25 protein-coding genes are annotated in these 26237 nt (G+C 58.6%); 14 read left to right on the top strand and 11 right to left on the bottom strand.

Features of this window, described 5'->3' with window-relative positions:
• Positions 1–3: 3 nt before the first annotated feature.
• A complete protein-coding gene (locus ACJ8PE_RS22545) occupies positions 4–1143 on the bottom strand; it encodes a trans-sulfuration enzyme family protein (RefSeq protein WP_033645136.1) in 1140 nt (379 codons plus the stop codon).
• Positions 1144–1222: 79 nt separating this feature from the next.
• The gene (locus ACJ8PE_RS22540) at positions 1223–2002 is read right to left on the bottom strand and encodes a 2OG-Fe dioxygenase family protein (RefSeq protein WP_033645137.1); all 780 of its coding nucleotides are present in this window, start codon (positions 2000–2002) and stop codon (positions 1223–1225) included.
• 1013 nt (positions 2003–3015) lie between these two features.
• Here ACJ8PE_RS22540 and ACJ8PE_RS22535 point away from each other — a divergent pair.
• From ACJ8PE_RS22535 to ACJ8PE_RS22525, 3 genes are all read left to right on the top strand, one after another.
• Complete coding sequence (locus ACJ8PE_RS22535; RefSeq protein WP_094141678.1) at positions 3016–4266, top strand: valine--pyruvate transaminase; 1251 nt, start codon at positions 3016–3018, stop codon at positions 4264–4266.
• 74 nt (positions 4267–4340) lie between these two features.
• Positions 4341–4562 carry a ribbon-helix-helix domain-containing protein gene (locus ACJ8PE_RS22530; RefSeq protein ID WP_025304767.1) on the top strand — a complete coding sequence of 74 codons (222 nt, stop codon included), beginning with the start codon at positions 4341–4343 and terminating at the stop codon, positions 4560–4562.
• Positions 4562–4942 carry a type II toxin-antitoxin system VapC family toxin gene (locus ACJ8PE_RS22525; protein WP_025304766.1) on the top strand — a complete coding sequence of 127 codons (381 nt, stop codon included), beginning with the start codon at positions 4562–4564 and terminating at the stop codon, positions 4940–4942. The genes ACJ8PE_RS22530 and ACJ8PE_RS22525 overlap by 1 nt, the downstream gene beginning before the upstream one ends.
• Before the next feature lie 10 nt (positions 4943–4952).
• Here ACJ8PE_RS22525 and ACJ8PE_RS22520 read toward each other — a convergent pair whose 3' ends face one another.
• From ACJ8PE_RS22520 to ibpA, 3 genes are all read right to left on the bottom strand, one after another.
• Complete coding sequence (locus tag ACJ8PE_RS22520) at positions 4953–6611, bottom strand: putative transporter (protein WP_197793671.1); 1659 nt, start codon at positions 6609–6611, stop codon at positions 4953–4955.
• A gap of 167 nt (positions 6612–6778) precedes the next feature.
• Positions 6779–7207: a small heat shock chaperone IbpB gene (ibpB, locus tag ACJ8PE_RS22515; RefSeq protein WP_004933922.1), complete on the bottom strand. Its 429-nt coding sequence runs from the start codon at positions 7205–7207 to the stop codon at positions 6779–6781.
• A 106-nt stretch (positions 7208–7313) separates the two neighbouring features.
• Positions 7314–7727 (bottom strand): small heat shock chaperone IbpA, encoded by a 414-nt coding sequence (gene ibpA / locus ACJ8PE_RS22510; RefSeq protein ID WP_004933919.1) that lies wholly within the window; start codon positions 7725–7727, stop codon positions 7314–7316.
• A gap of 309 nt (positions 7728–8036) precedes the next feature.
• On the opposite strand from ibpA, the gene ACJ8PE_RS22505 reads away from it, so the two are divergent.
• The gene (locus ACJ8PE_RS22505) at positions 8037–8384 is read left to right on the top strand and encodes a YceK/YidQ family lipoprotein (RefSeq protein WP_197760408.1); all 348 of its coding nucleotides are present in this window, start codon (positions 8037–8039) and stop codon (positions 8382–8384) included.
• Between the two features lie 30 nt (positions 8385–8414).
• On the opposite strand, the gene ACJ8PE_RS22500 is transcribed toward ACJ8PE_RS22505, so the two are convergent.
• Positions 8415–9695, bottom strand: a complete 1281-nt coding sequence (locus tag ACJ8PE_RS22500) for a DUF3748 domain-containing protein (RefSeq protein ID WP_197793673.1) — start codon at positions 9693–9695, stop codon at positions 8415–8417.
• Positions 9696–10157: 462 nt separating this feature from the next.
• On the opposite strand from ACJ8PE_RS22500, the gene ACJ8PE_RS22495 reads away from it, so the two are divergent.
• The gene (locus ACJ8PE_RS22495) at positions 10158–11126 is read left to right on the top strand and encodes a threonine/serine dehydratase (protein WP_197793674.1); all 969 of its coding nucleotides are present in this window, start codon (positions 10158–10160) and stop codon (positions 11124–11126) included.
• Positions 11113–12054, top strand: a complete 942-nt coding sequence (locus tag ACJ8PE_RS22490; RefSeq protein ID WP_089192387.1) for an ornithine cyclodeaminase family protein — start codon at positions 11113–11115, stop codon at positions 12052–12054. Before ACJ8PE_RS22495 ends, ACJ8PE_RS22490 begins: the two co-directional genes overlap by 14 nt.
• Positions 12055–12080: 26 nt before the next feature.
• Here ACJ8PE_RS22490 and yidA read toward each other — a convergent pair whose 3' ends face one another.
• The 5 genes from yidA to dnaA all read right to left on the bottom strand — a co-directional run bounded on the left by yidA (position 12081) and on the right by dnaA (position 19084).
• Positions 12081–12896, bottom strand: coding sequence for a sugar-phosphatase (yidA, locus tag ACJ8PE_RS22485; protein WP_197760411.1), 816 nt, complete (start codon positions 12894–12896; stop codon positions 12081–12083).
• Positions 12897–13020: 124 nt separating this feature from the next.
• Positions 13021–15435, bottom strand: coding sequence for a DNA topoisomerase (ATP-hydrolyzing) subunit B (gene gyrB / locus ACJ8PE_RS22480; protein WP_004933898.1), 2415 nt, complete (start codon positions 15433–15435; stop codon positions 13021–13023).
• Positions 15436–15453: 18 nt separating this feature from the next.
• Complete coding sequence (gene recF / locus ACJ8PE_RS22475) at positions 15454–16539, bottom strand: DNA replication/repair protein RecF (RefSeq protein WP_004933895.1); 1086 nt, start codon at positions 16537–16539, stop codon at positions 15454–15456.
• Between the two features lie 45 nt (positions 16540–16584).
• Entirely contained in the window at positions 16585–17685 is a 1101-nt protein-coding gene (dnaN, locus tag ACJ8PE_RS22470) for a DNA polymerase III subunit beta (RefSeq protein ID WP_004933892.1), read from the bottom strand.
• Between the two features lie 4 nt (positions 17686–17689).
• Positions 17690–19084, bottom strand: coding sequence for a chromosomal replication initiator protein DnaA (gene dnaA, locus ACJ8PE_RS22465; RefSeq protein ID WP_102985067.1), 1395 nt, complete (start codon positions 19082–19084; stop codon positions 17690–17692).
• 682 nt (positions 19085–19766) lie between these two features.
• Between dnaA and rpmH the strand changes: the two genes are divergently transcribed.
• The 8 genes from rpmH (at position 19767) to ACJ8PE_RS22425 (ending at position 26141) form a co-directional block, all read left to right on the top strand.
• On the top strand, positions 19767–19907 hold the full coding sequence (rpmH, locus tag ACJ8PE_RS22460; RefSeq protein ID WP_000831330.1) for a 50S ribosomal protein L34: 141 nt from the start codon (positions 19767–19769) through the stop codon (positions 19905–19907).
• Positions 19908–19924: 17 nt separating this feature from the next.
• Positions 19925–20284, top strand: a complete 360-nt coding sequence (rnpA, locus tag ACJ8PE_RS22455; protein WP_004933883.1) for a ribonuclease P protein component — start codon at positions 19925–19927, stop codon at positions 20282–20284.
• Entirely contained in the window at positions 20248–20505 is a 258-nt protein-coding gene (gene yidD / locus ACJ8PE_RS22450; RefSeq protein WP_004933881.1) for a membrane protein insertion efficiency factor YidD, read from the top strand. Before rnpA ends, yidD begins: the two co-directional genes overlap by 37 nt.
• A gap of 2 nt (positions 20506–20507) precedes the next feature.
• The gene (gene yidC, locus ACJ8PE_RS22445) at positions 20508–22145 is read left to right on the top strand and encodes a membrane protein insertase YidC (protein WP_033645144.1); all 1638 of its coding nucleotides are present in this window, start codon (positions 20508–20510) and stop codon (positions 22143–22145) included.
• Positions 22146–22241: 96 nt separating this feature from the next.
• Positions 22242–23606, top strand: a complete 1365-nt coding sequence (mnmE, locus tag ACJ8PE_RS22440; protein ID WP_197760412.1) for a tRNA uridine-5-carboxymethylaminomethyl(34) synthesis GTPase MnmE — start codon at positions 22242–22244, stop codon at positions 23604–23606.
• A 147-nt stretch (positions 23607–23753) separates the two neighbouring features.
• A complete protein-coding gene (locus ACJ8PE_RS22435) occupies positions 23754–24554 on the top strand; it encodes an MBL fold metallo-hydrolase (protein ID WP_197760413.1) in 801 nt (266 codons plus the stop codon).
• 133 nt (positions 24555–24687) lie between these two features.
• Positions 24688–25413 (top strand): 4'-phosphopantetheinyl transferase family protein, encoded by a 726-nt coding sequence (locus ACJ8PE_RS22430; RefSeq protein ID WP_033645147.1) that lies wholly within the window; start codon positions 24688–24690, stop codon positions 25411–25413.
• A 161-nt stretch (positions 25414–25574) separates the two neighbouring features.
• Positions 25575–26141, top strand: coding sequence for an NADPH-dependent FMN reductase (locus ACJ8PE_RS22425; RefSeq protein WP_033645148.1), 567 nt, complete (start codon positions 25575–25577; stop codon positions 26139–26141).
• Positions 26142–26237: the final 96 nt, after the last annotated feature.

Genomic DNA, 26237 nt, shown 5'->3' with positions numbered 1-26237 from the left:
CATTCACTTGAGCGCTTGATGCAAATCTTCATACAAGTCATTAACGTCTTCGATGCCGACTGACATTCGTATTAATTGCCTCGTAATCCCTGATTTTTTCTGCTCCTGCTCGCTAAGACTTCTGAACGACGATGAGGCCTGATAAGGCGAGTTCAGCGTGGTCTCCAAATCCCCCAAACTGTTGGAAGGGACGATGAGATTTAACTTCTTCTGAAAACTTGTCGCGTCAAACCGCGGGGCGATTTCAAAGCTGACCATGCCGCCGAACCCCCGCATCTGTTCGCGGGCAACGCTATGATTATGATGACTCGGCAACCCCGGATAGAACACGTTCGTCACATTAGGGTGCTCATTTAAACGGCTGGCCAGTTCCATCGCGTTGCGGTTAATGGCATTCATTCGAATGGCCAACGTGCGCAAGCTTCGCTCAAGCAGATGACATGACTGCGCGTTCAGACACCCGCCAAAGTCATTCATATATTCGGCCATTGCAGCAATGGACTCTTCACTGCCGACAGCCACGCCGCCTGACACATCGCCGTGGCCGCCCAAAAACTTGGTGGCGCTGTGCAATACCAAATCGACGCCATATTCCAGAGGGTTTTGGTTGATCGGCGTCGCCACGGTGTTATCAATAATGGTGAACACCCCCCGACTCTTGGCGAATCGGGTCAATAGCTCAATGTTCAGAATTTTAAGCAATGGATTAGTCGGTGTTTCGATATATATCATTCGCGTATTCGAATGGACTAATGCGATGATGCTCTCTACTTCACAACTCTCCGAAACGCTGTATGTGATGCCTAATTTTGCAAAATGATTCTGTACAAACTTGAGCGCACCTGAATACACGCCGTTTTGTAAAACAATATGGTCACCGGCTTTTAAATGCGAAAGCATCGCCGTCGCGAAAGCCGCCATACCGGAACTGAATACCAGAGCGGCCTCACCACCGCTTTCCAATGCGCACATCTTCTCGGCAACGGCGCGCTGATTGGGCAAGTTACCATGTCTTGGATAGACATCTTCTGTCATATCAAGATGCTTGTGAGAACTCGCGGAGAATAGCGGAGAAAGAATGCCACCATGCATTTCGTCGATAATGGTCCCGCTGTGAACGGCAAGAGTTTCTTTTGCTAACACGGTTACTGCCTATTTTCGAGTATCAGGAAGTGGGGGGCATGCCTTGAATAAAGGATCCCCCCGTTCATGTGAGTCTTTATTACGATGGGTTATTTGGCACCGCGAACATCGGGGTGAAATCGATTAATATGACATCGCGGAAGCCCACCTTACCGTGCCCATCCACATGAACCGGTTTCACCTGGTGCCAGACTAGATCATCAACGATGCCGATGGAGTCCAGCGGTTTGAGCATCGCCTCATTACACAGGATGTTCGTCTTGGTGTTATCTGTAATGATGTTCTCACCGCCAGAAACACCATCACGATTGATCAAATGTATCCAGGTGCAAGGCTCGCCATCCTTATGAAGTCGATTCGGTACGGAAATCCCCGGCGCATCAACCGTCGCTTTCATTCTGATGAAGTGAATGCCGACCTCCATGGGAATCGTGGAAGCATACTCATGTAACGGGGAGTTTTTAAAATCATGCAGGACAAGCGACGTGATCAGATTATTTGACAAAATTTCGTTTGGGACAGGCTGAAACTTCCTTGCCTCCTCAACGACTTCATCATTAAATCCGACATCTTGTTTGTAACTATAGGCGTGTTCGGAAGATTGAGGAATCAAGAGATTAAAGCAAGGTAAAAGCACATATTTACTGTGCTGCCGATAGCGCCCCGCATTTTCACCGTAGGGATCCAGAGCAAGCGTATCGAAATGCCGCTGAATAATACTTAAGTCTGATTTTTGCGCATCGGTAAGGTTAAAGTCATCCGAAGCCAATTTGCAATACCCTACATCTGTCATCATGGGGTATGCGCTCACACGGCACTCAAGTGTGTTCTCAAACTCTTTAATGTTACCACGAATCATCGTGCAATCTTCCTTTTTACTCTGATTGGAATAACGACATATTGATGTTCACCGCAATGCTCATGAACATTGAACAGCAAATGCTTCCCTGTTTTTCAAGTGAAGTAATTCATCTCACAAATAAAAGAGCTTGATTATTTATTCTTTAAACTTCCTGCACGCTAAAAAGTGCGAAAGAGAATTTTATAGATTTCTTTTCCACTTATTTATCGAAACCAGACTTGCGCTGTTTTTCATTGCTACCTGACCTCATCTCACTTATGCGCGGTGAGCGAAAGTCTACGCTGCATACGGGTTTTCAAATGACGCCAGGTGAATCGGCGCGAAACCTTTATCCTCCAACCCTACCCACCTAATGGGCTGCGAGGCCTGGCGATGCGCATCTGCCGGACACAGAGCGCCCTACCCTGGCGTTACGCCGCTGAATGCTATTTGCGGCTCCCTCGCGGGCAGTATGATTAGTATTTTTTATACAAAATAGCCAATTCTCAGCAACGGCAACGTACATGCCCCATGCCGGCCAGCAGGAGACACCGCTCATCAAACCGATTACTCTGTAGAGAGACAGGGACGAAACTGGCAATCAACCTATGGTCAGGCAAGTAAAATCGCCTTGAGAGCCGTGCCTTTGGCATGCTTCACCCACGCTACCGCACTACTCATCCCTTTCCGAGCATTAGTTTAGACAATCTTTATTGTTAAGCCAAATTTAACAGATGCGGAAGTTACTCGATATGGTTATAAATTGCCATAGTGTTAATGAAATGCAGCGAAAAAGTGTGATCTGGGTCGGGGCCGCAAAACCTGTGCCAACCCTAAGATCGCGTGGCTGAAAGGTTGAGGCGATAATGGCGTGGGCCGGCGAACGGTCACAATAATCCAGCGTAATATGCTGCTAATCGAACGCAGGGCAAAACTTGTGCCCAACGGTCGATTTGTCAGCCGCATTGCAGCGGGGTTTATCTGGCGGTATGGTGGGTAATTACCTGCTAAAAAACAGTACTGCTGCACCTATGACTTTCTCACTTTTCGGCGAAAAATTTACCCGTTATGCGGGCATTACCCGTTTGATGGACGACCTGAACGAAGGCCTGCGCACCCCCGGCGCCATCATGCTCGGCGGCGGCAACCCCGCACAGATCCCAGAGATGGAAGCGTATTTCAAACAGCTGTGCCAGGAGATGCTCGACCAGGGCAAACTGACCGAAGCGCTGTGCAACTACGACGGCCCGCAAGGCAAGGACGCGCTGCTGAAAGCGCTGGCCAATCTGCTGCGCGATGAGCTCGGCTGGGAGATCTCTGAGCAGAATATTGCTCTGACTAATGGCAGCCAAAGCGCATTTTTCTACTTGTTCAACCTGTTCGCCGGCCGCTATGCCGACGGCTCGCGCCGCCGCGTGTTGTTCCCACTGGCGCCGGAATATATCGGCTATGCCGACGCCGGGCTGGATGAAGGGCTGTTCGTCTCCGCCAAACCGAACATCGAGCTGCTGCCGGACGGCCAGTTTAAGTATCACGTCGATTTCGAACATCTCACCATCGGCGATGACATCGGCATGATCTGCGTTTCACGGCCGACCAACCCGACCGGCAACGTGATCACCGACGAAGAGCTGATGAAGCTCGATCTGCTGGCGCAACAGCGCGATATTCCGCTGGTCATCGACAACGCCTACGGCGTGCCGTTCCCCGGCATCATCTTCAGCGACGCCACGCCGCTGTGGAACCCGAACACCATCCTGTGCATGAGCCTGTCCAAGCTCGGCCTGCCCGGCTCGCGCTGCGGCATCGTGATCGCCGACGAGAAGGTGATCACCGCGTTGACCAACATGAACGGCATCATCAGCCTGTCTCCAGGCAGCATGGGGCCGGCGATGGCGACGGAAATGATCGCGCGCGGCGATCTGCTGCGCCTGTCGAACGAGGTGATTCGCCCGTTCTACAAACAGCGCGTCGAGCACACCATCGAGATCATTCGCCGCTACCTGTCGCCGGAACGCTGCCTGATCCACAAACCGGAAGGGGCCATCTTCCTCTGGCTGTGGTTCAAGGATCTGCCGATCACCACCGAAGTGCTGTATCAGCGCCTGAAAAAGCGCGGCGTGCTGATGGTGCCGGGCCACTACTTCTTCCCGGGGCTGGAGCACGACTGGCCACACACTCACCAGTGCATGCGCATGAACTACGTGCCCGATCCGGAGAAAATCGAGCGCGGCGTGGCTATTCTGGCGGAAGAGATCGAGCGCGCACATCAGGAAGGCTAACGCCGACTGATTGAAAATCGACCGACAAAGATATACGATGCATATATCGTATATCTTTTTTTGGAGGGCCAACGATGACTCGCATCGTGATCGATTTACCTGAAGAAGACCTGCGGCAGCTCGATAATCTGAAAAATATCCGCCACGTTCCCCGGGCCGAGATCATTCGTCAAGCAGTCTCTCGCTATCTGACGGAGAACCACGTGGAAGATCCCAGCAACGCTTTCGGGCTCTGGTCCGGGGCGATGGGAGATGGCGTGGAGTACGAAAACCGTCAGCGCGAGGAGTGGGAATAATGGTGGCTCAACGGGCGTTATTCGACACCAATATCCTGATCGATTATCTCAACGGCATTCCTCAAGCCAGGGACGTTCTGGTCGAGTATCACATCAATCCGGCCATCAGCGCCATCACCTGGATGGAAGTGATGGTAGGTGCTAAAAAACAGGGTCCGGCACTGGAGCTGAAAACACGTCAGTTTTTAGGGCAATTTCTGCTGCTGCCTATTACCGATGAAGTCGCCGAACGCGCCGTAGAACTGCGCCACTCACAGCATGTGAAACTGCCAGACGCCATTATCTGGGCCACAGCGCAGGTGGGATTCCGGATGCTCATCTCCCGCAACCCCAAAGATTTCGGCACTGACAATGGCGTGTTGATGCCTTATCGGCTGTAGACGATCCGCACTACAACGTCCAGAACAGCACCGCCAGCAGCTGCGGCGACATGATGCGCAGGAACATCGCCAACGGATATACGGTGGCATAAGACAGCGCGGCGGCGCCGCTGGTGGAATGCAGGCCGTTGGCGAACGCCAGCGCCGGCGGATCGGTCATCGACCCCGCCAACATGCCGGACAGCGTCAGGTAATTCATTTTGCCCACCGTGCGCGCCAGAATGCCGACGCTCAGCAGAGGAATGGCGGTGATTAACGCGCCATAACCAATCCATGTCAGCCCCTCGCCGTGCAGCAACGTATCGATAAAATTGCCGCCCGACTTCAATCCGACCACCGCCAGAAACAGCACGATGCCCAGTTCGCGCAGCGCCAGGTTGGCGCTCGGCGGCATAAACCAGTACAGCTTGCCGATACTGCCGATGCGCCCCAGGATCAGCGCCGCCACCAACGGCCCGCCGGCCAGCCCCAGCCGCAATGCCGCCGGGAAGCCGGGCACAAACAGCGGAATGGAGCCCAGCAGCACCCCGAGGCCGATGCCGATAAAGACCGGCAGCATCTGCACCTGCTGCAGCTTTTGTTGGGCGTTGCCGACGATTGCCGTCACCGCGTCGATGGCCTCCGGCCGGCCGACCAGGTTGAGAATATCGCCAAACTGCAGCGTCACGTTGCTGCCGGCCACCAGCTCCACGCCGGCGCGGTTGAGGCGTGAAATCACCACGTCATATTTCTGCTTCAGGTTCAGATCGCGGATTTTTTTCCCCAGCACCTGCTCGTTGGTCACCGCCGCCCTCACTACCTGCAGCGCAGTGCCGCGCGTGGACAGCGAAGCGTCAACCTCTTCGCCGATCACCAGCCGGGCGTTCTCCAGATCTTCGCGTTTGCCCACCAGGTGCAGATAGTCGCCGAGCTCCAGCCGCTCATGCGGCGCCGGCACCATCAACATCTCGCCGCGTTTGAGGCGCGAACAGACGATCGCTTCACCGTTGAGCAGCGGCACGCTTTTGATCGCCATGCCCTGCAGATTGGGGTTACGCACCGCCACGTTCATGGCGTGCAACAGCTCGCGCTGATTGCCCAGGCTGCTTTCAAACGCCTGCGCCTCGCGCTCGATGTTGATGCGAAAAACCAATCGGATCAGCCACATCACCAGCAGGATGCCGCAAATGCCGAACGGATAGGCCATGGCGTAACCCATGCCCATGCCGTCCACCAATGCCGGATCGGAACCGAGATCGGTCAGGATTTGCTGACCGGCGCCCAGCGCCGGCGTGTTGGTGACCGCGCCGGAGAACACGCCGAGGATGATCGGCAGCGGCACGTCGAACAGCTTGTGCACCGCCGCCGCCACTGCGCCGCCGGTCAGCACCAGCAGCACCGCGAAGGCGTTGAGCCGCAGACCGGAGACGCGCAGCGAAGAGAAGAAGCCGGGGCCAACCTGAATGCCGATGGTGTAAACGAACAGGATCAGGCCAAACTCCTGGATGAAGTGCAGCATGTCCCCGTTCAGGCTGATTTGCCCGCTCTGGGCGAAGTGGCCGACCAGGATGCCGCCGAACAGCACGCCGCCAATCCCCAGCCCGACACCGTACAGCTTCCAGTTCCCCATCCACAGCCCAATGACGGCCGCCAACGCCAACATGCTGACGGTCAGGGCGATATCGCTCATAGGTCACATCCTTGCCAAAGTTGAATAGGGGATTTGCGGACATAGACACACAATTAACAAGGATTATGGCATCGGGCAGACGGGGGGACTGTGGCGTGCGCCACATAACGCAACGGGGGAGATCCGTCTGGATCTCCCCCGCATGATGATGACCGTTTTTCAGTCGGTTATTTGGCTTCCAGCTCCGGCGTCGCGCCGATGGCGATGCGCTGAGGCTGCAAGGCTTCCGGAACCTGACGCACCAGATCGATGTGCAACAGGCCATTTTCAAATTTGGCCTCGGACACCTGCAGGTGTTCCGCCAGAGTGAAGGTCAGCTGGAACTCTTTGCACACCAGCCCCTGATGCAGATACTCGACCTGTTTTTCCGGCGGCGTGGGTTTACCGCTGACGGTCAGCCGCGGCCCTTCCACTTCGATATTCAGTTCGCTCTGCCGGAAACCGGCCAGCGCCAGAGAAATGCGGTAGTGATTGTCATCGCTTTTCTCGATGTTATACGGCGGGAACCCCTGGGGTTCCTGGCCCCCCATGGAACTGGCCAGTTTATCAAAACCAATCCATTGACGCAGAAGCGGGGATAGATCGTAATTACGCATAGGAACAACTCCTTTCATTAAGCGAGATGTGTTTATTCAGCCCCCTGACGGCAGGCGGATTATTACTGCATATTTGCCGACAGCGTTCCTGCCGGCGAAAACGGAATTATTTAATTTCGATACGGCGCGGTTTTAATGTTTCCGGCACGATGCGCTGCATATCGATATACAGCAGACCGTTTTCCAGTTTGGCGCCTTTAATTTGAATATGTTCGGCCAGCTGGAATTTACGCTCGAAATTACGCTCAGCGATGCCCTGATATAAATAGGTTTTTTCTGCCGGTTCGTTATTGTGCGCACCGCGCACGATCAGCAGATTATCTTGCGTGGTGATCTCTAGCTCCTGCTCGGCAAACCCGGCTACCGCAATGGCGATGCGATAATGATTTTCGTCCACCAGCTCGACATTATAAGGGGGATAACCGCCGTTGCCCTGGCTCTGGCCGGCCTCCAGCGCGTTGAACAGGCGATCGAAACCAATGGCGGAACGGTATAGCGGAGAAAGATCGAAATTACGCATAAAACAGCCTCCTAAGGCACTTCAGCGAGGTTGAAATAAATACGCCTTCCATTCTGGACAGGCTAATTAAGCCAGAATTCCCTTACGGCAAATTCTCAATCCGGCTCTGATGATAAAATGGGGGTTGATTTCATCAATTCAACGGGCGAGGATCAAAAAAAGCGCTTTTCGGTTAGGTGAAAGTTTTTTTACCACTTACACTAAAGTGAGAGAGCCGCCACAGAGCGGGATTTTGCTTCTTTTAAAGCAGCAACAGGATGTTATAAATCAGCTTAATTTAGGGGCACAGCAACCCTGCAGGATGGATTAATGACGACGATGAAAGCGATAGCGACGGGCTGCATGTTGTTGGCGACCAGCGGTTGCTCCAGCGTGATGAGCCATACCGGCCCGAATCAGGGTTACTATCCCGGCACCCGCGCCAGCGTGGACATGCTGAAGGACGACAACACCAGCTGGGCGATGATGCCGCTGGTGGCGCTGGATCTGCCGTTCTCCGCAGTGATGGATACCGTGCTGCTGCCTTACGACTATCTGCGTTCAGGCAATGACGCCACCGCAGACTCGCCAAAAGCGCGCATCCTGCGCAGCGAGCAGCAGAATCTGGCGGCAACCGGCAACCCCGGCGAGGGCAACGACAGCACTGTCACACACTAATCACGCACGCAGCGGGCCATCAGGCCCGCCTTACGCCTCAACCACAAAGATCTGGTTGAATCCGGCAATCTCGCGCATAAACGCCACTTTCTTGCCATCCGGCGAAAACACCACGGCATCCCCCGACGGCGGCTGCACGCTGCGCTGCGTTAAACGCTGCAGGCGGCCGCTGGCGACCTCACACAGCATCACACTGTTGTCACACACCAGGGCTATCGTCCCGCCCTGCGGGTGCCAGCTGAACGCCGACTGGATGTCATGCTCGCTGCGGCTGACCTGGCGCGGCTCACCGCCGTTCGGCGACACCGTCCACAGTTGCACCACGCCGCCGTCATCCTTCATCAGAAAAGCTATCTGGCTGCCGTCCGGCGAGCTGCGCAGCCAATGGCGCGGCGCACCGACCACGCCCGGAAAACGGCGTTCACCGGTAAAGGTCACCCGCCGCTGCCTGACGCCAAGCGGCGGCGCCGGCAGCTCGCTTTCCGTCCCCTGCAGCGGCACCGCGCCGGCCCTGGCGTAGTCGGCGTCGTTCTCCGGCAGATCGACGATAAACACCTCCGGCAGTTTCTCGCCGGCGGCGGACAGCGTATCGCCGATGAACGCCAGCGCCCAACGCTGCCGACTGCCGTCGGCCTTACGGTAGCCTTCGCGGCCAATCCAGCCTTCTTCGTAGGCGCGATTGATCTGATCGCTGCCCGGCTGCGGCTGCGGCACGGTCTCGCTAACCAGCACGCAATAGTGGCTGCCGTCATATTCACGGGGATGCTGTTTCGGCGGATTGACCCCGTGCAGCGGCACGGCCACGCCGACGTTGCGCAGATCGCGCGCCGGATCGCATTCATGCATCACGTGATCGTTGTAGGTAAAGCTGAGGCGGCTGCCGTCCGGGCTGAAAACGTGCACATGGCTGCCGCCGCGCAGCGCGCCGGGCGTGTAGGGCGCCGTGATATCCAGCGCGTCGAGGGTAATGGCCAACTCGCGATCCGGTTCGCTGACGATCACCCCGCGGCGGTGATGAAAATCATACTGCCAGGCGCTGTCCGGGTGTTCCGGGCCGTGGATGAAGACGTAACGCGCCGGCGCATCGGGGCTGACCGTAACCACGCCGACGTGTGCGCCCTGCTGGGCGCGATAAACCACTTCCACCGCGCCGCTGGCGACGTTAACCCGCTCGATGCTCAGGCCGGTGAAAGAGGCGCCGCGCGGGCGCACGTCATAAACCAGCCATTGGCTGTCCGGCGTCCAGACGTTGATATTGGTTAACTGATGCCCGCGTGGGTCGAAAGTCAGTTGTTTTTCCCGATGGCTCATGGCGGCTCTCCTGCGCATGCTGGCACTGAACGGCCATCTTACCGGATCGGCAGCCGCGTTTCATATGGCCGGCGAGGACGAGCCGGGGGCTTTCCCGCGTCGAAATTTCCATGAGACTTATCCGTTAAGCCTATCGACGACGCCGGCAGGAAATAAACGCCCGGCAAGCCGGCCCCATTCCTGATGAGGAAACTCAACGACGCCCAAACGGTATAAGTAAAGGAAGCGAGCATTATTTTATTGATTATCCTTCTCCTCATTAAATACGCCCGCAGCGACACCTTACTTAACGCAAATAAATAAAAAATTGTGCCGCTAAACGCCCGGTAATGTTTATTTTCACCGCATACGCGATGCGTACCCCCGGCCATTTCCGCTTTCTGGCCGGGTTGCCCGACGGGGTTTACAATCCATACAAAAAAGTACAAACTGGATTTTAAGTCTAAAAAATCCGGAGCCGGTATGAACCCCCTTTTCGATGCCATTGTTTCTGCCCATCAGCAACTGCGCCCTCAGGTGCGAGTCACGCCATTGGAGCGCAGCGTGCTGCTTTCTCAGCAATTGGGTTGCGAGCTGTATTTGAAATGCGATCACCTGCAGCACACCGGTTCCTTTAAATTTCGCGGCGCCAGCAACAAGCTGCGGCTGCTGGATAGCGCGCAACGCCGGCGCGGCGTGATCGCCGCCTCTACCGGCAACCACGGTCAGGCCGTCGCTTTGGCGGGGCAACTGATGGGCGTTGGCGTCACGGTTTATGCGCCGGAGACGGCGGCGAGCATCAAGCTCGACACCATTCGCGCGTTGGGCGGCACCGTGGAATTGGTGCCGGGCGATGCGCTGAACGCCGAACTGGCGGGGGAACAGGCCGCACGCGAACAGGGGAAAACCTATATCTCGCCGTATAACGACGAGCAGGTGATCGCCGGCCAGGGCACCTGCGGCATGGAGCTGGTTGAACAGCTCACCGATCTGGACGCGGTGTTCGTGGCGGTCGGCGGCGGGGGTTATATCGCCGGCATCGGCACCGTTCTGCGGCAACTGTCGCCGAACACGCAGCTTATCGCCTGCTGGCCGGAAAACGCCACCAGCCTGTACAGCGCGCTGGAAGCGGGCCATATCTTCCCGGTGGAAGAGCAAGAAACCCTGTCCGACGGCACCGCCGGCGGCGTCGAGCCGGGCGCCGTGACCTTTCCGCTGTGCCAACAGCTGATCGACCGCAAAGTGCTGGTCAGCGAGGCGGAGATTAAACACGCGATGCGCCGGATAGCCGCCAGCGATCGCTGGATTATCGAAGGCGCGGCCGGCGTGGCGCTGGCGGCGGCGATCAAACTGGCGCCGGAATACCAGGGTAAAAAGGTGGCGGTGGTGCTGTGCGGCAAGAACATCGTGCTGGAGAAATACCTCAAGGCCATCAACGATGCACATCCTTAATCGGCAGCAAATCCTCGCCGCGTTCGACGCCGAGACCATAACGCCGCTGCTGAAGCAGGGTTTTATCGCCTACTCGCAACAGCGGGTGCAACAGCCGCCGGTGCAGCATTTCCTGTTCGAGCGGGCCGACGGCGACTGCTGCATCAAGTCCGCCTGGTTGGAAGGTGATGAACTGTTCGTGGTCAAGATCTCTACCGGTTTCTATCGCAATGCCGAACACGGCCTGCCGAGCAATCAGGGGCTGATGATGGCGTTCTCCGCCCAGACCGGTGAGCCGCAGGCGCTGCTGCAAGATGAAGGTTGGCTGACCGCGCTGCGCACCGCCCTGGCCGGCCGCATCGTCGCCGAGCTGTGCGCGCCGCCGCATATTCAGGCGATCGGCATTATCGGCACGGGCCTGCAGGCGCGGCTGCAGCTGCAATGCCTGAAACCGGTGACCGATTGCCGCGAGGTATGGGTGTGGGGGCGAGACGAACAGGCGCTGGCGGCGTATCGGCGCGATGCCGAAGCCGAGGGTTTTCGGGTGCGGGTTACGCAGAATGCGGCGGAACTGGCGGCGCACTGTCAGCTGATCGTGACCACCACGCCCAGCCGCGAACCGATATTGCAGGCGGCGGATATTCGGCCCGGTACGCACATCACCGCCGTGGGCGCCGACACGCCCGGCAAGCAGGAACTGGCGACCGAGCTGGTGGCCCGCGCGGACGCGCTGCTGGTTGATGCGCTGGCGCAGTGTGCGGACTATGGCGAGATCGCGACGGCTTATCGGCAAAATAGGCTGATTTCAACGCCAATCGTCGAAATTGGCGCCGTCTTGGCGCAGGGAGGGCGGGTACGACGCGAGCCGCAGCACATCACCATCGCCGATCTCACCGGCTTGGCAATTCAGGATCTGCAGATCGCCAAAGGGGTGTTGGCGAAGGTATAAAAAGGGCGCCGCAGCGCCCCGCTTGATCATGCGTTGAGCACGAACTTCTCGATAGCGCGCGCCACGCCGTCTTCGGTATTGGTGCTGGTGACAAACTGCGCCACCGCTTTCAGCTCGGGAATGGCATTGCCCATCGCCACGCCGACGCCGGCATATTCGATCATCGCCGTATCGTTGGCCTGATCCCCCAGCGTCATGATGTTCTCCCGCGCCACGCCGAGATGCTCGGCCAGCATTCTCACCCCGGCGCCTTTATCGACGTTTTTGTGCAAGATCTCAAGGTAGTAAGGCGCGCTTTTCAGGATGGTGTAACGCGCGCGCGTTTCTTCCGGGATGCGCGCGATAGCGCTGTCCAGGAGCTCCGGCTCGTCGATCATCATCACTTTAGGGAAACGCATCTGGCGATCCATCTCTTCCACGCTGCGGTATTTAAGCGGAATGCCGGTCATTTCCGCCTCGTGTATGGTGTACTTGCCGATGTCCTTGTTCGGGGTATACAGGGTATCGAAATCAAACGCCTGGAAGTGAACGCCGAACTCGCGCGCCATCTGCTCGAAATGCAGATAATCCTCAAAGCCCAGCGTTTCTTGCAGAATGCAGGCGCCGTCGACCGCACGCAGCACCAGCGCGCCGTTATAGGTGATACAGAAATCGCCGGGGCCTTGAATGTCCAACTGGCGCAGATAATCCTGCACGCCGACATAAGGCCGCCCGGTGGCCAGCACCACGTGCACCCCTTTGCGCCGCGCCGCCGCGATAGCCTGCTTTACCGCCGGCGTGATTTGATGCTGCGGATCCAGCAACGTGCCGTCCATGTCGATCGCAATCAGTTCAATAGCCATTCAACGCTTCTCCCAGTGGTTTTTATTCATGCTAACGCGTTTCAGCCTCGGCTGTCAGCGCCAAAAAAGGTCAAAAAAAATCCGCGCGGGTCGCCCGGCGCGGATTTTCACGGCCATTAACGCATCAGATATCGATGTTCGCCGCTTTCAGGGCGTTTTCTTCGATAAAGGCGCGACGCGGTTCAACCGCATCGCCCATCAGCGTGGTGAACAGCTGATCGGCAGCGATGGCATCCTTGACGGTCACGCGCAGCATGCGGCGGCTTTCCGGATCCATGGTGGTTTCCCACAGCTGCTCCGGGTTCATCTCGCCCAGACCTTTATAACGCTGCACCGACAGGCCGCGGCGCGACTCTTTCACCAGCCACTCCAGCGCCTGTTCGAAGCTGTCTACCGGCTGACGGCGTTCGCCGCGCTCGATGAACGCGCCCTCTTCGATCAGCCCGCGCAGTTGCTCGCCCAGCTGGCAGATCTTGCGGTATTCACCGCCGTGGATGAAATCGAAGTCCAGCTTATAGTCGGTATCCACGCCGTGGGTACGGATGCGCAACGCCGGCTCGAACATCTGGCGCTCGCGGTTCTCGAAGATCACGAAGTCATAGCTGCTGCCGTGCTGCTCTTTGTCGTTCAGCGCCTGCACCAGCGACGCGATCCAGGTTTTCACCTTGGCTTCATCGCTGAGATCGCCTTCGTTCAGCGTCGGCTGGTAGATCAGGCTGTTCAGCAGCGCGCGCGGGTAGCGGCGCTCCATGCGGCCAATCAGCTTCTGCACGCCGTAGTGCTCGGCCACCAGTTTCTCCAACTGCTCGCCGCCGAGCGCCGGTGCGCTGGCATTGGTGTGCAGCGTAGCGCCGTCCATCGCGATGGCGATCTGGTACTGATCCATCGCCTCATCATCTTTGATGTACTGCTCCTGCTTGCCTTTCTTCACCTTGTACAGCGGCGGCTGTGCGATGAACACGTGGCCACGCTCGATGATTTCCGGCATCTGGCGGTAGAAGAAGGTCAACAGCAGCGTACGGATGTGCGAACCGTCGACGTCGGCATCGGTCATGATGATGATGCTGTGGTAACGCAGCTTGTCCGGGCTGTACTCGTCGCGGCCGATGCCGCAACCCAGCGCGGTGATCAGCGTCGCCACTTCCTGCGAAGAGAGCATTTTGTCGAAACGCGCTTTCTCGACGTTGAGGATTTTCCCCTTCAGCGGCAAGATAGCCTGATTCTTGCGGTTGCGCCCCTGCTTGGCAGAGCCGCCCGCGGAGTCCCCTTCCACCAGGTACAGTTCGGACAGCGCCGGATCGCGTTCCTGGCAGTCCGCCAGCTTGCCCGGCAGGCCGGCCAGATCCAGCGCGCCTTTGCGGCGGGTCATCTCACGCGCTTTACGCGCCGCTTCGCGCGCGCGCGCCGCGTCGATGATTTTGCCGACCACGATTTTCGCGTCGCCCGGATTCTCCATCAGGTAATCCACCAGCTTCTCGTTCATCAGCGTTTCAACCGCGGTTTTCACCTCGGAAGAGACCAGCTTGTCCTTGGTCTGAGAAGAGAACTTCGGATCCGGCACCTTCACCGACACCACGGCGATCAGGCCTTCACGCGCGTCATCGCCGGTGGCGCTGACCTTGGCCTTCTTGCTGTAGCCTTCCTTCTCCATGTAGCTGTTCAGCGTACGGGTCATCGCGGTACGGAAACCGACCAGGTGCGTGCCGCCGTCGCGCTGCGGAATGTTGTTGGTGAAGCAGTAGATGTTTTCCTGGAAACCGTCGTTCCACTGCAGCGCCACTTCCACGCCGATGTCGTCTTTCACGGTGGAGAAGTAGAACACGTTCGGGTGGATCGGGGTTTTGTTCTTGTTCAGGTACTCGACAAACGCCTTGATGCCGCCTTCGTAATGGAAGTGGTCTTCACGGTCGGTGCGCTTGTCCTTCAGGCGAATAGACACGCCGGAGTTGAGGAAGGACAGCTCGCGCAGACGCTTGGCCAGAATGTCGTACTCGAATTCGGTCACATTGGTGAAGGTCTGGTGACTCGGCCAGAAGCGCACCATGGTGCCGGTCTGCTCGGTTTCGCCCACCACGTTCAGCGGCGCCTGCGGCTCGCCGTGGCTGTAAGTTTGTTCGTGCACTTTGCCTTCGCGGCGGATCACCAGCTCCAGTTTCTCCGACAGGGCGTTAACCACCGAGACGCCCACGCCGTGCAGGCCGCCGGAAACTTTATAGGAGTTGTCGTCGAATTTACCGCCGGCGTGCAGCACGGTCATGATGACCTCTGCGGCTGAAACCCCTTCTTCCGGGTGAATGCCGGTCGGAATGCCGCGGCCGTCATCCTGCACCGATACCGAGTTGTCGGCATGGATGGTGACCTGAATGTCACTACAGTGGCCCGCGAGCGCTTCGTCGATAGCGTTGTCCACAACCTCGAATACCATGTGGTGCAGACCGGTGCCGTCATCGGTATCGCCGATATACATGCCCGGGCGCTTGCGCACCGCATCCAGCCCTTTTAATACCTTGATACTTGAGGAGTCATAAGAATTCGACATCAACGTTTCTCGCTCATTTTAGTCCTGTGGTTGAACCTCTATTTTACCCTGTTCCACGCGGAACATCTTGCCCTTTTCACCGGCCATGTCGGTCACTTGTTCAGCGCTGACCGCGCTGACAAAAACCTGGGCCTGGGTGGCTTTCAGGCGATCGGCCAGCAACCGGCGACGGCCGGTGTCCAGCTCGGAGGCAAAATCATCAATCAGATACAGGCAACGCCGCCCGCTCTGCCGGGTGAGAAACTCACCCTGCGCCAAGCGCAACGCGCACATCAGCAGCTTAAGCTGACCGCGCGATAACAAATCCTCTACCGGCGTGCCGTCGGCACGAATGCGAAAGTCCGCTTTATGCGGCCCCACCGCGGTATAGGTCAACGCCCTGTCGCGCTCAAACTGGCGCTCCAGCAGCTCGCCGTAGTCGCTCTCTTTGTCCCAGCCGCGCTGGAAGGAGAAGCTCAGGGCGAATTCAGGCAGAAACTGCGCGCAGGTCGCGGTGATATCCGCGGCGATCGCGTCGCTGTATTCCGCCCGCCATTCGCTGATGCGCTCCGCGAGCGGGATCAGTTCCTGATCCCAGGCGCGGATCTGCGCATAGCGACTCACCTGGCGCAGCGCGGCATTGCGCTGCTTCAGTAACCGTTTCAGGTTGCTCCAGGCGGTGAAAAAACCGGGTTCGTTATGAAAACAGCCCCAGTCCAGGAAAGCGCGCCGGAATTTCGGCCCGCCGTTCAGCAGGGTAAAACCTTCGGGGGTGATCAGCTGCATGGGCAGCAGCTGCGCCAGCTCGGCCACCTTGTGGCCGTCGCTGCCATCGATGCGTACTTTGCTGTCACCCTGACGGCTCTTGCTCAATCCTACCGACAGCTCGCGCTCCGCGCCTTCGATGCGGCCATGCAGCACGAACTCCGGTTGGTCGTGGCGGATCACCCGACCGGCCTGCAGACTGCGAAAGGCGCGGCCATGGCCGAGCGTATACACCGCCTCCAGCACGCTGGTCTTGCCGCTGCCGTTAGCGCCGACCAGGAAGTTGAATCCCGGCGCCAGCGCCAAATCCGCCGCCTCGATATTGCGGAAATCTTTAATCAATAAACGCGTCAGAGCCATGCAATCTCTTTACCGATGACGGTGCTGTAATTCAAGGTAACGAGACTACAACCGCATTGGCATGACAACGTAGGCCGCCGCCTGGCTGGCGCCGTCTTCGATCTGCACGCTGGAGACCGAGTCGGTCAACAGCAGGCGCACGTCTTCACACTTGAGCGCGTTCAACACGTCCAGCACGTAGCTGACGTTGAAGCCGATCTCCATCTCAGCGCCGTCGTAGCTGACGTCGAGGATCTCTTCCGCCTCTTCCTGTTCCGGGTTGTTGGCGGTGATCTTCAGCTGATTCTGGCTGACGTACAGCCGCACGCCGCGGAATTTCTCGTTCGAGAGAATGGCCGCGCGGGCGAACGCCTGCTTGAGCAGATCGCAGCCGGCTTCCAGCGTTTTGTCCGGGTTCTTCGGCAAGACGCGGCGATAGTCCGGGAAACGGCCGTCAACCAGCTTGGACGTGAAGATGAAATCGCCGACGTGGGCGCGAATGTTGTTGCTGCCGATCTGCAGCTGCAGCAGCGAATCGCCGCCGTCCAGCAAGCGCACCAGCTCCATCACCCCTTTACGCGGCACGATCACCGAATGCGACGGCAGCTGCTGGCCGATCGGCATCGAGCACACCGCCAGGCGATGGCCGTCTGTCGCGACAGTGCGCAGCTCTTCGCCTTCGGTTTCAAACAGCATGCCGTTCAGGTAGTAACGCACGTCCTGATGGGCCATCGAGAACTGGGTGGCTTCAATCAGGCGCTTCAGCGTCGCCTGCGGCAAGGTGAATTCCACCTCGCTCTGCCAGTCGTCCAGGTTCGGGAAGTCCGCCGCGGGCAGCGTGGACAGCGAGAAACGGCTGCGGCCGGATCGCACCAGCATGCGCTCGCTCTCCAGCGTGACGGCGATCTCCGCCCCTTCCGGCAGGCCACGGCAGATATCAAAGAATTTGCGCGCGGGCACGGTGGTCGCGCCCGGCTCGTGCGGCTGGGACAGGGCGACGCGCGCCACCATCTCCATCTCCAGATCGGTGCCGGTCAGCAGCAGGGAGCCTTCCGTCACCTGCAACAGCAGGTTGCCCAGGATCGGCAAGGTCGGGCGGCCGCCCAGCGGGCTGCTCACCTGTTGCAGCGGTTTTAGCAGATGCTCACGTTCAACGATAAATTTCATAGCGCTATGAAGATAATGTTCTGATTAAATTGGAGAAATCTTCTTTGATGTCGTGACTTTCCTCACGCAGCTGCTCGATCTTCCGGCAGGCGTGCAACACCGTGGTATGGTCGCGGCCACCAAACGCATCGCCGATTTCCGGCAGGCTGTGGTTGGTGAGTTCCTTCGCCAGCGCCATCGCCATCTGGCGCGGGCGGGCAACGGATCGCGAACGCCGCTTGGACAGCAAATCCGCGACTTTAATCTTGTAATACTCCGCCACCGTCTTTTGGATATTGTCGATGGTGACCAGCTTTTCCTGCAGCGCCAACAGATCGCGCAGCGCTTCGCGCACGAAATCGATGGTGATGGCCCGGCCGGTAAAGTTGGCGTTGGCGATCACGCGGTTCAGCGCCCCTTCGAGCTCACGCACGTTGGAACGCAGGCGCTTGGCGATGAAGAACGCCACTTCGCCCGGCAGGCGAATGTCGTTTTCGTCGGCCTTTTTCATCAGGATCGCCACGCGGGTTTCCAGCTCCGGCGGCTCGATCGCCACCGTCAGCCCCCAGCCGAAGCGGGACTTCAGACGATCTTCCACTCCGTTGATCTCTTTAGGGTAGCGATCCGAAGTCAGGATGATCTGCTGATTGCCTTCCAACAGGGCGTTAAAGGTATGGAAGAACTCTTCCTGCGAACGCTCCTTGTTGGCGAAGAATTGGATGTCATCGATCAGCAACGCGTCGACCGAACGGTAGTAGCGCTTAAACTCTTCGATGGCATTGTTCTGCAACGCTTTGACCATGTCTTGTACGAAGCGTTCCGAGTGCATGTAGACCACTTTGGCGTTGGCCTTGCGCGCCATGATGCCGTTGCCGACCGCGTGCAGCAGGTGAGTTTTACCCAGGCCGGTGCCGCCATACAGGAACAAAGGGTTGTAGGCGCCGCCCGGATTGTCCGCCACCTGGCGAGCCGCCGCGCGCGCCAGCTGGTTTGACTTACCCTCGACGAAGTTGTCGAAGGTGTGTTTGGGGTTGACGTTGGAGCGGTAAGAGAGCTCGGGCTGCGCCGCCGCGTTGTCCCAGCTCGGGCGCGAAGGCGCGGCCGTGCGCGCCGTCGGGGCCGCAGGGGCGCTGCTGACGCTGGCGGTCACGGTCTGGCTGATCACCTGCGTGATCGGCTTGCTGCCGACTTCAAAACGCAGCAAAGGCGCATCCGTGCCGCAGAAATCATTCAGCAGACCATTGATATTGTTTAAGTACTTATCGCGAACCCAATCCAGCACAAAACGGTTAGGCGCGTACAGCGCCAGGGTGTTGTCACTCAGTTCCGCCTGCAATGGGCGAATCCACATACTAAATTCTGTGGCAGGTAACTCATCCTGCAATCGGGCAAGACACTGCTGCCAAAGCGAAAGTGACACGGCGGACTCCACTCGAACAAGATCAATAAAGAAAAGAAACGGGCAACTTTTTTATAACTCATGATTTTTGACACATACCCGGCATCGGCTGTTTGCCTGTGGGGGATGCGAACCGCCTTTCACGGTTTGTGTCCCTCACGATCCCGGCATGAGGGATCGCGATCGGAATGACGGATCATAGCGCAATCCGCGCAAGAGATCCTCCCCTTCCTCACAGATTAGATCCATTTTATCCACAGGCCGCGGCCGGCGGCGATCTTTTCGCCGCCAGCGCCGAATGACCGCGCAGATCCCGGCCTCTGCGCCGCGTTTTTTACATTGTCAACCGGTTATACCCTGTTATCCACGTCGGATCCTGGGATCGCGCGCAAAGGATCTCACGGGGATCCTTGCGATTTCACCCCGAGTCCGTATAATCTTCGCCCTACGTGTGATACCTGGTTCCTTATGGTGCGTCATTAGCCAGACAGGATTCTGCGGTGACCACGGGCCAAGACCGGATTTTGTGCCGTTATTGGCAGACAACCAGGTAGGCTGGCGCGATGCGAATTGACTCAGGACTGTACAATTATTACAATCCCGCTTCTTTATGTATTGCGATTGAGGCGTCGGTCATCTTCACGCCGAGTAGCCAAACGCGTTTACTGATCAGTAATTATTTTAAGTTTAGGTAGAAATCGCTATGAAACGCACTTTCCAACCGTCCGTATTGAAGCGCAACCGTAGCCACGGTTTCCGTGCTCGTATGGCCACCAAAAATGGTCGTCAAGTTCTGGCCCGCCGTCGTGCGAAAGGCCGTGCTCGTCTGACTGTTTCTAAGTAATAAAGCTAACCCGCTGAGTGGTTAAGCTCGCTTTTCCCAGGGAGTTACGTTTGTTAACTCCCACTCATTTCACTTTCGTCTTCCAGCAGCCACAACGGGCTGGCACGCCGCAAATCACCATCCTCGGCCGCCTGAACCAGCTGGGGCATCCCCGCATCGGTCTTACCGTCGCCAAAAAACACGTCAAACGCGCGCACGAGCGTAATCGGATCAAACGCCTAACCCGCGAAAGCTTCCGCCTGCGCCAGCACGAATTACCGGCGATGGATTTTGTCGTGGTGGCCAAAAAGGGGATAGCGGATTTGGATAACCGCGCGCTGACGGAAGCTTTGGATAAATTATGGCGTCGCCACTGTCGCCAGGCTCCCGCATCCTGATCGGGCTGGTGCGAGCCTATCAGCTCGTCATCAGTCCGCTGCTAGGGCCTCGTTGTCGCTTCCAGCCGACATGCTCTCATTACGCAATTGAGGCATTAAGCAGGTTTGGCATGATAAAAGGCAGTTGGTTAGCATTGAAACGCGTATTAAAATGCCACCCTTTGAACCCAGGTGGCGATGATCCGGTGCCGCCAAAAACCGACGATAACAGAGAACACTAACGATGGATTCGCAACGCAATCTTCTCCTCATCGCTCTGCTGTTCGTGTCTTTCATGATCTGGCAGGCATGGCAAACGGACAACGCTCCGCAGCCGGCCGCACAGACCACGCAACAGACTTCGAACGCAGTAGCCGGTGATGCCGCCAGCCAGGCCGTGCCAGCCAGTGGTCAGGGTAAGCTGATTACCGTGAACACCGACGTGCTGTCACTGACCATCAACACCCGTGGTGGCGATATCGAGCAGGCTAAACTGTTGGCCTACCCGGAAACTCTGGGTTCATCGACTCCGTTCCAACTGCTGGAAACCACTCCGTCGTTCGTCTATCAGGCGCAAAGCGGCCTGACCGGTAAAAACGGCCCGGACAACCCGGCCAACGGCGAACGCCCGCTGTACCAAGCGGCGCAGGACAGCTACACCCTGCCGGAAGGCCAGGACGAGCTGCGCATCCCGCTGACCTACACCGATAAAGACGGCGCGGTCTACACCAAGACCTTCGTGCTCAAACGCAACCACTATGCGGTCGGCGTGGATTACAGCATCGACAACAAAGGCGCGGCGCCGCTGGAGCTGACCCTGTTCGGCCAGCTGAAGCAGACCACCGAATTGCCTAAGCACCGCGATACCGGCAGCAGCAACTTCGCGCTGCACACCTTCCGCGGCGCGGCGTACTCGTCCAGCGAGGACAAGTACCAGAAATACGCGTTCGACAAAGACGAAAACCTGAGCGTCACCACCAAAGACGGTTGGGTCGCCATGCTGCAGCAGTACTTCGCCACCGCGTGGGTGCCGGCGACCAAGGGTGACAACACCTTCTACACCGCCAAACCGGGTGACAACCTGTCCACCATCGGCTTCAAATCTACCCCGGTCGTGGTGCAGCCGGGCGCTCAGCAGCAGCTGAACGCGACCCTGTGGGTCGGCCCGGAGCTGCAGGACCAGATGGCCCAGCTGGCGCCGCACCTGGACCTGACCGTGGATTACGGCTGGCTGTGGTTCATCTCCCAGCCGCTGTTCAAACTGCTGAAGTTCATCCACGGCTTTATCGGCAACTGGGGCTTCTCCATCATCATCATCACCTTCATCGTGCGCGGCATCATGTACCCGCTGACTAAGGCGCAGTACACCTCGATGGCGAAAATGCGCATGCTGCAGCCGAAGCTGCAGGCGATGCGCGAACGCATCGGCGATGACAAGCAGCGCATGAGCCAAGAGATGATGGCGCTGTACAAGGCGGAGAAAGTGAACCCGCTCGGCGGCTGCCTGCCGCTGATCATTCAGATGCCGATCTTCCTGGCGCTGTACTACATGCTGATGGGTTCGGTCGAGCTGCGCCACGCGCCGTTCGCCCTGTGGATCCATGACCTGTCGGCGCAAGACCCGTACTACATCCTGCCAATCCTGATGGGCGTGACGATGTTCTTCATCCAGAAGATGTCGCCAACCACCGTGACTGACCCGATGCAGCAGAAAATCATGACCTTCATGCCGGTGATCTTCACAGTGTTCTTCCTGTGGTTCCCGTCCGGTCTGGTGCTGTACTACATCGTCAGCAACCTGGTGACCATCCTGCAGCAGCAGCTGATTTACCGTGGTCTGGAAAAACGCGGTCTGCACAGCCGCGACAAGAAAAAAAGCTAAGCGTATTGTAGGGGTTCGGCGCGCCGACCCTTGCAGTCACCCCAAAGGCGGTCATTAGACCGCCTTTTTGCATCTTAATCGTCAGAGAGAACCGTTATGAGCACCACCGATACCATCGTAGCCCAAGCCACCCCGCCGGGACGCGGCGGCGTCGGCATTCTGCGCATTTCCGGAAGCAAGGCCAAAGACGTCGCCCTGGCGTTGCTCGGCAAGCTGCCGAAGCCGCGCTACGCTGACTATCTGCCGTTCCGCGATGCCACGGGCGCCACCCTCGATCAGGGCATCGCGCTGTGGTTCCCGGGGCCGAACTCCTTTACCGGCGAAGACGTGCTGGAACTGCAGGGCCACGGCGGGCCGGTGATCCTCGATCTGCTGCTCAAGCGCGTGCTGGCGCTGCCCGATGTGCGCATCGCGCGGCCGGGCGAGTTCTCCGAGCGTGCGTTTCTCAACGACAAACTCGATCTGGCGCAGGCCGAAGCGATTGCCGATCTGATCGACGCCAGCTCCGAGCAGGCGGCGCGTTCGGCGATGAACTCGCTGCAAGGCGCGTTCTCCACCCGCATCCACCAGCTCGTGGAAGCGCTCACTCACCTGCGAATCTATGTGGAAGCGGCGATCGACTTCCCGGACGAGGAAATCGATTTCCTGTCCGACGGTAAAATCGAGGCGCAGCTCAACGACGTGATGGCGGATCTGGACAACGTGCGCGGTGAAGCGCGCCAGGGCAGCCTGCTGCGCGAAGGGATGAAGGTGGTGATCGCCGGGCGCCCCAATGCCGGCAAATCGAGCCTGCTCAATGCGCTGGCAGGACGCGAGGCGGCGATCGTCACCGATATCGCCGGCACCACCCGCGACGTTCTGCGCGAACACATCCATATCGACGGCATGCCGCTGCACATCATCGACACCGCCGGCCTGCGCGACGCCAGCGACGAAGTGGAACGCATCGGCATCGAACGTGCATGGAAAGAGATCGAACAGGCCGACAGAGTGCTGTTTATGGTTGACGGCACCACCACCGCCGCCACCGAGCCGGCGGAGATCTGGCCGGAATTTATGGCGCGCCTGCCGGACACGCTGCCGATCACCGTGGTGCGCAACAAAGCCGACATCACCGGTGAAACGCTGGGTATGACGGAAGTGAATAACCACTCACTTATTCGCCTGTCGGCCCGCACCGGCGAAGGCGTCGATGTGCTGCGCGATCATCTTAAACAGAGCATGGGCTTCACCAGCAACATGGAAGGCGGCTTCCTGGCGCGCCGTCGCCACCTGCAGGCGCTGGAACTGGCGGCGCAGCATCTGGTACAGGGCAAAGAACAGTTAGTGAGCGCTTACGCGGGGGAGCTGCTGGCCGAGGAACTGCGCCAGGCGCAGCTGGCCCTGAGCGAAATCACCGGCGAATTCACCTCCGACGATCTGCTGGGCCGCATTTTCTCCAGCTTCTGTATCGGCAAGTAACACCGCCAGACGCCTTCACGGCCGGGACAAGCCCTTGTTCCGGCCGTTTTTCTTTTCCGCTCTCGCTCTGCGCGCCGGCTCACAGAGCCGCCGCAGCGTCCCGCGCTATACTGGCCAGTCAGGAATCTCTCTCAGGAACGAGTCAACATGGCATTGACCCTCAGGGTACTGCTGGAAAACCGCCGCGCCGCCGGCGCCAACCCGCTATTGCAGGCCAAGGCCGGGTTAAGCCTGCTGATTGAGGATGATACGACCTCCATACTGTTCGATACCGGCCCCGACGACAGCTTTCTGCGCAATGCGGCGCTGATGGGTGTCGATCTCTCCCGTATCACCGCGACGGTGCTCTCCCACGGCCACTATGACCACTGCGGCGGCGTCGCCTGGCTGCCAGACAACAGCCGTATCATCTGCCACCCGCAGGTCGGCGATGAGCGCTATGCGGCGCTGAAGGTGCTGGGCCACACTCGGAAAATCAAAAAGCTCTCTTTGGATATCGACTACTCGCGCCACCGCATGCAATACAGCCGCGAACCGCTGGCGATCGGCGATCGCTTTATGTGGTCAGGCGAAATCGCGGTGCCCGCACCCCGCGCCTACGGGGTGATCGCCGGGGAGAACGCAGCGGTAGATTACGTTATTGACGAAGGGGTGCTGATTTACAAATCGGATCGCGGTCTGGTGATCGTGACCGGCTGCGGGCACCGCGGGATCGTCAATATCGTGCGCCATTGCCAGCAAATCACCGGGATCGATCGGATCCACGCCTTGATCGGCGGTTTTCATCTGCGCTGCGCTTCCCCGCGCACGCTCTGGCGCGTCCGCCGTTTTTTGCGCCAGCATCAGCCGGAAAAGATTATGGGCTGCCACTGTACCGGCGCCTGGGGCCGGCTATGGCTGCCGGAAGGGATCGCGCCGGCCACCGGCGACAGCTGGATCCTGGAATAACGCCTGCGCCGCTCATCACTGAAACCGGCAACAAATCGGATAAAACGCATAGTGTTTTTTGATGATAAATCCTCAACTTAGTCTTAATCTAACACCCCTGCGTTCTTAGCGACCCTCTGTCATGGAGTGAACAATGGCGTGTCATTTTGCCCGATGGACCCCGGCCTCCGCTGTCCTGGATACCCAGAGACTCTCCGACGAAGTGATAGCCGCCACCCGCACCTTTTCCGTTAAGCGCCGCACGCGTTACCTGCAAGGGCGCATTCTGCTCGCCGAAATGATGTTTTACCTGTACGGCCTGCCGACGCTTCCCCCTATAGCCACCACCCCGACCGGCCGCCCCTGCTTCGCCGATCATCAGCTGCCCGATTTTAGCCTCGCCTACGCCAGCAACACCGTGGGCGTGCTGCTCAGCGACGAAGGCAAAGTCGGACTGGATATCGAAGTGATGCGGGCGCGCGGCACCCGGCAAAGCGCGCTGCAACACGCGCATCAGACGCCGGCGGAAAGTGCCTGGATCGGCGCGCAGGACGATCGGCTGGAGGCGGAAACTCAGCTGTGGAGCATCCGGCAAAGCGTGCTGAAAATTTCCGGCCTGGGCAACAGCGGCCAGTCTACGCTGCGTCTGCATCCGTTCTCCGGGCACCTGCGCTCCAGCGCCACGCCGGACGTTCAGGTGATGAGCGACGCCGATGAATACCTGAGCTGGGCCTGCGCCGGCAGCCCCGGGCTGGATCGCCTGCTGTGCTGGCGCTACGAAGAGCGCCGCGGCCTGCACAAAGACGGGGAAATCTCGCCCCGCAGCCCGGCGGCGTCCTCGCGATTCGTCAAACTGACGGGCCTGAAGACGCCCGGTTAACGTGGCGCAAGGCGGATAAAGCCGTTTTTACCGCACGAATTTCTGCCGTAATTTGTAAAAACAGCTAAATGTTGAGCAATCGCCTATTCTCGACCCGAGCTTTAGCCTACTATTCGCCCATGTTGTCCGCTGAATCTGCTCATTCGAAAGGGAGAATCATCATGTCAGACCAAGCCTTAAAAATCGTCACTCTGCTCGGCAGCCTGCGCAAAGGCTCCTACAACGCCATGGTGGCCCGCGCCCTGCCAGGCCTGGCTCCGCAGGGCGTCACCATTGAAGCGCTGCCTTCCATCCGCGATATCCCGCTGTACGACGCCGACATGCAACAGGGTGAGGGTTTCCCTGCCGCGGTCGAAGCGATAGCAGAGCAGATCCGCCAGGCCGACGGCGTGATCATCGTCACCCCCGAATACAACTATTCCGTGCCCGGCGGGTTGAAAAACGCCATCGACTGGTTGTCTCGCTTGCCGAATCAACCGCTGGCCGGCAAGCCGGTGGCCATTCAAACCAGCTCGATGGGGCCGATCGGCGGCGCGCGCTGCCAGTACCACCTGCGCCAGATCCTGGTGTTCCTGGATGCGATGGTGATGAACAAGCCCGAGTTTATGGGCGGCGTGATCCAGAACAAGGTCGATGAACAGGCCGGTGAACTGAGCGATCAGGGAACGTTGGATTTCCTGACCGGCCAGCTGTCCGCGTTCAGCGATTTCATTCGCCGCGTGGAATGACGGTCTCGGGGGGGGGGGGGGGGGGGGGGGGGGGGGGGGGGGGGGGGGGGGGGGGGGGGGGGGGGGGGGGGGGGGGGGGGGGGGGGGGGGGCTTTC

The organism is Serratia sp. CY74737 (assembly GCF_052166775.1).
In the GTDB taxonomy this organism is placed as follows: Bacteria; Pseudomonadota; Gammaproteobacteria; order Enterobacterales; family Enterobacteriaceae; genus Serratia; species Serratia ureilytica.
Note: the sequence above shows the minus strand (reverse complement) of the source record. Positions and strands in the feature narration are given on the sequence as shown.

Coding starts and splice junctions, on each gene's coding strand:
- ACJ8PE_RS22435 (WP_197760413.1), top strand. CDS start 23,754: ATGGCATTGACCCTCAGGGTACTGCTGGAAAACCGCCGCGCCGCCGGC.
- mnmE (WP_197760412.1), top strand. CDS start 22,242: ATGAGCACCACCGATACCATCGTAGCCCAAGCCACCCCGCCGGGACGC.
- ibpB (WP_004933922.1), bottom strand. CDS start 7,207: ATGCGTAATTACGATCTATCCCCGCTTCTGCGTCAATGGATTGGTTTT.
- ACJ8PE_RS22430 (WP_033645147.1), top strand. CDS start 24,688: ATGGCGTGTCATTTTGCCCGATGGACCCCGGCCTCCGCTGTCCTGGAT.
- ACJ8PE_RS22530 (WP_025304767.1), top strand. CDS start 4,341: ATGACTCGCATCGTGATCGATTTACCTGAAGAAGACCTGCGGCAGCTC.
- recF (WP_004933895.1), bottom strand. CDS start 16,539: ATGGCTCTGACGCGTTTATTGATTAAAGATTTCCGCAATATCGAGGCG.
- ACJ8PE_RS22495 (WP_197793674.1), top strand. CDS start 10,158: ATGAACCCCCTTTTCGATGCCATTGTTTCTGCCCATCAGCAACTGCGC.
- dnaN (WP_004933892.1), bottom strand. CDS start 17,685: ATGAAATTTATCGTTGAACGTGAGCATCTGCTAAAACCGCTGCAACAG.
- ACJ8PE_RS22500 (WP_197793673.1), bottom strand. CDS start 9,695: ATGAGCCATCGGGAAAAACAACTGACTTTCGACCCACGCGGGCATCAG.
- ACJ8PE_RS22425 (WP_033645148.1), top strand. CDS start 25,575: ATGTCAGACCAAGCCTTAAAAATCGTCACTCTGCTCGGCAGCCTGCGC.
- ACJ8PE_RS22505 (WP_197760408.1), top strand. CDS start 8,037: ATGACGACGATGAAAGCGATAGCGACGGGCTGCATGTTGTTGGCGACC.
- yidC (WP_033645144.1), top strand. CDS start 20,508: ATGGATTCGCAACGCAATCTTCTCCTCATCGCTCTGCTGTTCGTGTCT.
- yidA (WP_197760411.1), bottom strand. CDS start 12,896: ATGGCTATTGAACTGATTGCGATCGACATGGACGGCACGTTGCTGGAT.
- ACJ8PE_RS22535 (WP_094141678.1), top strand. CDS start 3,016: ATGACTTTCTCACTTTTCGGCGAAAAATTTACCCGTTATGCGGGCATT.
- ibpA (WP_004933919.1), bottom strand. CDS start 7,727: ATGCGTAATTTCGATCTTTCTCCGCTATACCGTTCCGCCATTGGTTTC.
- rpmH (WP_000831330.1), top strand. CDS start 19,767: ATGAAACGCACTTTCCAACCGTCCGTATTGAAGCGCAACCGTAGCCAC.
- ACJ8PE_RS22520 (WP_197793671.1), bottom strand. CDS start 6,611: ATGAGCGATATCGCCCTGACCGTCAGCATGTTGGCGTTGGCGGCCGTC.
- ACJ8PE_RS22525 (WP_025304766.1), top strand. CDS start 4,562: ATGGTGGCTCAACGGGCGTTATTCGACACCAATATCCTGATCGATTAT.
- ACJ8PE_RS22540 (WP_033645137.1), bottom strand. CDS start 2,002: ATGATTCGTGGTAACATTAAAGAGTTTGAGAACACACTTGAGTGCCGT.
- yidD (WP_004933881.1), top strand. CDS start 20,248: ATGGCGTCGCCACTGTCGCCAGGCTCCCGCATCCTGATCGGGCTGGTG.
- ACJ8PE_RS22490 (WP_089192387.1), top strand. CDS start 11,113: ATGCACATCCTTAATCGGCAGCAAATCCTCGCCGCGTTCGACGCCGAG.
- gyrB (WP_004933898.1), bottom strand. CDS start 15,435: ATGTCGAATTCTTATGACTCCTCAAGTATCAAGGTATTAAAAGGGCTG.